Below are 6,713 nucleotides of genomic sequence, written 5' to 3' on the forward strand. Positions count from 1 at the left end.
TACTATGAGCTTGCTTCTACTTTTCCGATTAAAACATCTGCATTCTTAGCTTCAGTTGAAGCAGAAAATTCAGATTTAATACGATTTAAATATTCTAACGCTTTAGCATTTTCTCCTAAATCAATAGCAACGCGCGCTGCTTTCATTAAATATAAAGGAGTTGTAAATTCATTTACGTTAGCTTTAAATGCTTTTTCGTAATAACCTAAAGCATCCGATTTTTGATCGAGTTGCACAAATGCATCACCAATACCACCTTTAGCGATAGGGTTTAACATTTTATCATCACTAGAAAAATTTCCTAAATGCTCAACAGCATTCTGGTAATCTTTTAAATTTAAATATGCCATACCAGCATAATAACTTGCTAAATTAGCAGCAGGACTTCCGCCATACTCACTGATAATATCTAGCATACCGTATTTTCCTTCACCTCCGTCTAAAGACATTCTATAAAGTGAATCTGAAGACATACCACTTACAGCATCATCAAAATACTTTTTTGCAGTATACATTTCGTTCATAGCATCCTTTTGTTGTGGCTCTGCTACTAATTTATTATACCCCAAGTATCCTAAGACGATTAAAGCTACTGCGCCAACAAAACCTAAAATATACTTTTGGTTCTTAACGGCCCACTCTTCTGTTTTGGAAGCACCTTCATCTAAAGTGTTAAACACTTCTGCTGTTGTTGATTCTTCTTCGAAAACCTCTTCCTTCTCTTTTACTGTCTTTGGTTTGTAGCCTCTTTTCTTATACGTTGCCATAACTTGTCATTTTGTGCGTCCGCAAAAATAAAATTTTTATTGGGATTTAAAAGCCTATTTATTTGTTATTTTTGAATTATTAATTACACCTTGAAAATGCTTGATTACATCAGTAAAACCAAGCATAATGTTATTTTTTCATGAATCTAAACACACTATCTTTAGTTAATTATAAAAATTTTGAAAGTCAGGTTTTCGATTTCGACGTCAAAATCAATTGTTTTGTTGGAGCCAATGGTATTGGAAAAACCAACGCTTTAGACGCCATTTATCATTTAGCTTTTGGAAAAAGTTACTTTAATCCTATTGCTGTTCAAAATATCAACCACAATGCAGAGTTTTTTGTTGTGGATGGTAATTTCATTAAAAATGAACGCACCGAAAAAATCATTGTATCCTTAAAACGCGGTCAGAAAAAAGTAATAAAAAAGAATGGAAAGGCCTACGAAAAGTTTAGTGAGCATATAGGATTTATTCCCCTTGTTATTATTTCACCCGCAGATCGCGACTTAATTATTGAAGGTAGTGATACCAGACGTAAATTTATTGATAGTGTTATTTCGCAGAGTGATAAAAGTTATTTAACAGAACTCATTAATTATAATAAGGTACTTTCTCAACGGAATGCATTACTAAAATATTTCGCAGTTAACCATACCTTTAATAATGATACGCTGTCTATATATAATGAGCAACTCCATAACTACGGTACTGAAATATTCAAAAAACGAGATGCGTTCTTAAAAACATTTATTCCCATTTTTAAAGCGCGCTATGAAGCCATTAGCCAAAGTAAAGAAACAATTGATCTACACTATAAAAGCGATTTATTTGATGACGAATTAATCGATCTATTAAAAAAGACAATTAATAAAGATAAAGCCATACAATATACTACGGTTGGTGCACACAAAGATGATTTAGTGTTTTTGATTGACGACTTCCCAATCAAGAAATTTGGTAGCCAAGGGCAGCAGAAATCCTTTTTAATAGCGTTGAAGCTGGCGCAATTCGATTTTATAAAACTACAAAGTGGAGTCTCTCCTATTCTATTATTAGATGACATTTTTGATAAGTTAGATGAAAACCGTGTAGCGCAAATCATCAATCTCGTAGATGACGAGCATTTCGGACAAATCTTTATAAGCGACACACATGCCGAACGCACTGAAGATGTGATAAAGCAAACCCACCAATCCTATAAAATTTTCAAATTATGAAAAACTACTATTGGCTACTCTGCCTTTTTATATTGAGCTGCTCTAAAAACCCTAAAACTTACATTGCACATGTAGAAGGGTATTGGGAAATTGAGGAAGTGACCATGGCTGATGGCAGTAAAAAAGAGTATAAATTCAACGAAACTATAGATTACATAAGTGTAAATGATAGCTTAAAGGGCTTCAGAAAAAAGCTAAAACCAGGCATTAACGACACCTATTTTACATCTGATGATGCGGAGACCATTCAACTAAAAATTGAGGATAACAAATTAAACATGTATTACACAACTCCTTATGCGAATTGGAAAGAGACAGTTTTAGAGGCCTCTCCCACTCAACTTAAAATCATTAATGAGGATGAAAATGTATATCTTTACAAACGTTACACTTCTATAAAATTAGATTTAGAATAATTTCAATTACCTGAGTAATAGAGCGATTAAAACACGTAAAGACAATTAGAGATGGCAAAACGAAATAACGACAACCAACCGATTCAAGATATTTTAAAAGAATTTGTGCAAACCAACAATTTACAATCTGGTTTAGACAAAGTAGATGTGCGCGAAGCATGGGCCAATCTTATGGGAAATGGTGTTAATAATTATACCACAGCAATTGAATTAAAACACGATACACTCTATGTACAACTTAGCTCTAGTGTGCTACGCGAAGAATTGAGTTATGGTACAGATAAAATTATAAAGATGCTCAATGAATCCTTAAGAAAGGAAGTCGTTAAAAAGTTAGTGCTTCGATAGTTTTCTGCCTTTAGCCTTTAGAAAATTAGTTATTCATTTTTAATTTAGTTCTTAAAATTTTAATTTTCCTTCTTTTTATCTGTGCATCTCTATGCAACCTCCGTAAATCTTCGTGTAAACTCTGTGTCGCTCAGTGTAAAAATGTCGTATACTTCAAAAAAAAAAAACCATCAAATACCACTACAATCTCTCGCGTATAGCCGTTAAGTTGCAAAGCTTCTACCCCTTCGTATTTCGTGCTAATTTCAATGGCACTAACTCACATTCAACAGTACTAATAATTAGTGCAGTGCGTATCTGAAATTAACAATAATTTTCCTATTTTTAAATTCTCTATAATTTAGCTTCATGAAGTATTTTAAACTAATTCTATCTTTCGTACTCACGATAGGCATTTTTTTTGCATTAAACACTAAATTCGGGTCCATTCCTCCTATTGGTAAATTCTTAAACCCATACACTGGAGTCTGGCAAAATGAAATCGACGAATCCATTACTGGAGAGGTTTCGATTCCTGATTTAAAAGACAACGTCACCGTGCATTATGATGCTGAATTAATTCCGCATGTTTTTGCTCAAAACGATCTAGATCTATACCGAGCACAAGGTTACATAACGGCAAAGCACAGGTTATGGCAAATGGAATTTCAGACGTTTGCGGCTTCTGGTCGTCTATCTGAAATTATTGGAGCCGCCGCACTAAATTACGATCGACAAGAGCGTAGACGCGGCATGGGTTATGGAGCAGAACAAACTCTAAACAAGATGGCGGAAGATGAAACAACTTCAGCCATGGTGCAAGCCTATGCCGATGGCGTAAATAGCTACATTAATCAATTAGAACCAAAAGATTTACCAGTTGAATATAAATTACTGGATTATAAACCCGAAGCATGGACCCCTAAGAAAACGGCTTTGTTGTTAATGTATATGACTAAAATGTTGGCTGGTGGAGATGAAGACATGGAAAACACAAATGCTTTACGCTTGTTCGGTAAGGAACGTTTTGATTTATTGTTTCCAGATTTTTTCGACATTACAGATCCAATAATCTCAAAAGATACCGATTGGAGTTTCATTGACGTACCACAAACTCCAACCCCAAATAGCACGCCTATTTTAGATTCTATTTCCGAAACTATTGATAAACCTAATCCCGATAATGGTAGTAACAACTGGGCTGTTTCTGGCAAAAAATCAACTACCGGAAATGCTATTTTAGCTAACGATCCGCACTTAGGTTTAAACCTACCTTCCATTTGGTTTGTTATGCAATTGAGCACACCAGACCACAACGCCTTTGGTGCCACATTACCTGGTGCATTAGCCGTTATTTCTGGTTTTAATCAACATATTGCTTGGGGAGAAACCAATGCCACAAGAGATGTTATTGATTGGTATAAAATTGAATTCAATGCGGATAGAACACAATATAAATTCGACAATCAATGGAAAGATGTGTCTGTACGCGTTGAAGAGATTAAAATAAAAGGTAAAGAAACCTACAAGGATTCCGTACTCTACACACATCATGGTCCTGTGGTGTATGATAAAAACTTTAAGTCTGACCAAGAATTAGCGGGTTATGCGATGCAGTGGACAGGTCATATTCCGGGTAATGGTCAAAAAACCTTTACCGAGTTAAACAAAGCTAAAAATTATGATGACTATACTGAAGCTTTAAAAAACTGGATTGCACCTGCTCAGAATTTTGTTTTTGCATCCACCGAAGGAGATATTGCGTTATGGATACAAGGTTTACTGCCAAATAAATGGGAAGGTCAAGGTAAGTTTATTATGGATGGTAGCAAATCTGAAAACGATTGGCAAGGATTTATTCCACAAGAATTTAATGCACACACTAAAAATCCGGAACGTGGTTTTGTAAGTTCTGCGAATCAGCATCCTGTTGACGAAACCTACCCGTATTATGTATTTAACGATGGCTATGAAACTTATAGAAATCGTGTCATTAATGATTTCTTCAATTCTAAGGATAAGTTTAGTGTTCAAGATTTTAAAGATTTACACAACAATAACTACAACCTTAAAGCTGCTGAAATTGTACCATACATGTTAGAGCACATGGATAATTCTAGTTTAACTGAAGAAGAAAAAGCCATCTATGATGAAATAAAAACGTGGCAATTTAATAACGATATTAACGAAGTAGGTCCTAGTATTTTTAGACAATGGTATGGAAAACTTTACGATATGGTTTGGGATGAGTTTGATGTAGAAGATACAGCCTTAGAACAACCATTCGCCTACCAAACCATTTATTTATTAAAAAACAAAGGCGATGATGCCTTTATGGATATTGTAGATACTCCTGAAACTGAAACGGCAAAAGACTTATTTTTATTAGCCTTTAAAGAAGCTGCTGCACGTCTTATAGAAATTAAAGCCGAAAAAGGCGACTACACTTGGGTAACTTATAAAGCCACTCATGCAAGTCATTTATTACAAGGTTTACCTGCCTTTTCTGTTTTTGATATTCCTATTGGTGGAGATCGCAGTATTGTAAATGCCACTTCCGAAGACCACGGCCCTTCTTGGAGAATGATTGTAGAAATGACCTCACCTCCTACCGCTTTTGGTATTTATCCAGGTGGACAATCTGGAAACCCAGGAAGCAAATATTACGATAATTTTATAGACGATTGGGCTGCCGGAAAATACCATAGCCTTAATTTTCTACAAAGCAATACGGCAACCGACGCTATTATTAGCACACAAATCCTAACACCAAAGAACTAATGAGCAAAAATATCATCAATTTTATAGTCACTATAGTTTTAGCATATCTTTTATCCTTATTTCTGCCATGGTGGTCTGTAATGACAGCCGCATTAGCAACGGCTTTATTTATACCCTTAAGAAAAGTAGCCGTGTTTGTTATTCCGTTTCTAGCCGTACTTTTATTTTGGTTTGTAATGAGTTATTTTTTAAGTAGCGGAAACGATTTTACGCTAGCCAAACGTATCGCTGTGCTCTTACCATTAGGAGGTAATCCTTATGTTTTAATGTTGGTTACAGGTGTTGTTGGAGGCTTGGCTGCAGGAATTGCTGCAATTTTCGGAAAGCAGTTAAGTTTAGTTTTGGTAGGAAGGAAATGAGGTTGAAAGTTTTGCTTATTCAAAAATAAGGATGAGATGAAGTTTATCTTAATATTGTTGTAACTAGTTGTAAATAATTTATGAAAACCGAAAAAATCATAATAATTTTAATTCTGACTTTGATATTCAGTTGTCAAAACGAAAAGAAAAAATCGGAAATTATAACTGATTCTAAAATTGAACTTGGAAAAAATATTTCAAAAGCGGAATCTAAATTGGATAGTAATTTAAACGCAAAAAATAGTTCTGAAAATCTGACTTTTCGAAAAATAACGGAACTGGATAAATACAAAGAATTTACGGAAATAGTTGGAATGGTTTTAGACGGAACTGACAAAGCTTTATCATATATCCAAAAAGACAGTATACAAGTACTTATTTTGGAACAAGTTATTCGAGACAACACATCTAAAGTGAAATTCGAAATATTGGACGAAGTTCAATTAGTTGCAGATAAATCAAAACTTTTCTCTGAACCTACTGATTGCAAGTTAACTGAAGAACCTGATGAAAGATTTATATTCGGAATAGCAAAATACCAAGAAAAAGAATATTTTGATAAAGACCATATTTTAAAAGTGTGGAAAATAGATTTGACTGATAATAAATTCAAGGAAATTAAACCAGAAAAAGTTAAGTGCTTCAATCATTGGTTTGGTTACGACGAATAAAAAAACTGTTTACAACAAAGTACTGTGGTGAAAAACAAGTAAAAACTCATTAATTTTTCACTAAAGTACTTTTATAATTTCCATCATATATTAATCCTGATTTAGCGATTGCAAAGGCCTGTTTTAATAGTTTATTACATACTGCAATTAATGCTAATTTTTTGCTCTTTCC

At 34.1% G+C, this 6,713-nt stretch carries 7 protein-coding genes and 1 pseudogene; 6 read left to right on the forward strand and 2 right to left on the reverse strand.

Annotated elements, in window-relative coordinates:
• Positions 1–2 precede the first annotated feature (2 nt).
• Positions 3–767 (reverse strand): tetratricopeptide repeat protein, encoded by a 765-nt coding sequence (locus tag HM986_RS17175; protein ID WP_179336277.1) that lies wholly within the window; start codon positions 765–767, stop codon positions 3–5.
• 140 nt (positions 768–907) lie between these two features.
• Between HM986_RS17175 and recF the strand changes: the two genes are divergently transcribed.
• From recF to HM986_RS17205, 6 genes are all read left to right on the forward strand, one after another.
• Positions 908–1,987: a DNA replication/repair protein RecF gene (gene recF, locus HM986_RS17180; RefSeq protein WP_179336278.1), complete on the forward strand. Its 1,080-nt coding sequence runs from the start codon at positions 908–910 to the stop codon at positions 1,985–1,987.
• Positions 1,984–2,403, forward strand: a complete 420-nt coding sequence (locus tag HM986_RS17185; protein ID WP_179336279.1) for a lipocalin family protein — start codon at positions 1,984–1,986, stop codon at positions 2,401–2,403. The genes recF and HM986_RS17185 overlap by 4 nt, the downstream gene beginning before the upstream one ends.
• 51 nt (positions 2,404–2,454) lie before the next feature.
• Positions 2,455–2,751 carry a DUF721 domain-containing protein gene (locus tag HM986_RS17190; RefSeq protein ID WP_020896067.1) on the forward strand — a complete coding sequence of 99 codons (297 nt, stop codon included), beginning with the start codon at positions 2,455–2,457 and terminating at the stop codon, positions 2,749–2,751.
• 348 nt (positions 2,752–3,099) lie between these two features.
• On the forward strand, positions 3,100–5,511 hold the full coding sequence (locus HM986_RS17195; protein ID WP_179336280.1) for a penicillin acylase family protein: 2,412 nt from the start codon (positions 3,100–3,102) through the stop codon (positions 5,509–5,511).
• On the forward strand, positions 5,511–5,870 hold the full coding sequence (locus tag HM986_RS17200; protein WP_179336281.1) for a hypothetical protein: 360 nt from the start codon (positions 5,511–5,513) through the stop codon (positions 5,868–5,870). The genes HM986_RS17195 and HM986_RS17200 overlap by 1 nt, the downstream gene beginning before the upstream one ends.
• 80 nt (positions 5,871–5,950) lie before the next feature.
• Entirely contained in the window at positions 5,951–6,541 is a 591-nt protein-coding gene (locus HM986_RS17205) for a hypothetical protein (RefSeq protein WP_179336282.1), read from the forward strand.
• A 49-nt stretch (positions 6,542–6,590) separates the two neighbouring features.
• Here the strand turns inward: HM986_RS17205 and HM986_RS17785 are convergent.
• Positions 6,591–6,713, reverse strand: a pseudogene (locus HM986_RS17785) (IS110 family transposase); the annotation flags it as partial.

Origin of the sequence: Winogradskyella costae, assembly GCF_013403865.1 — a bacterium.
Lineage (GTDB): Bacteria > Bacteroidota > Bacteroidia > Flavobacteriales > Flavobacteriaceae > Winogradskyella > Winogradskyella costae.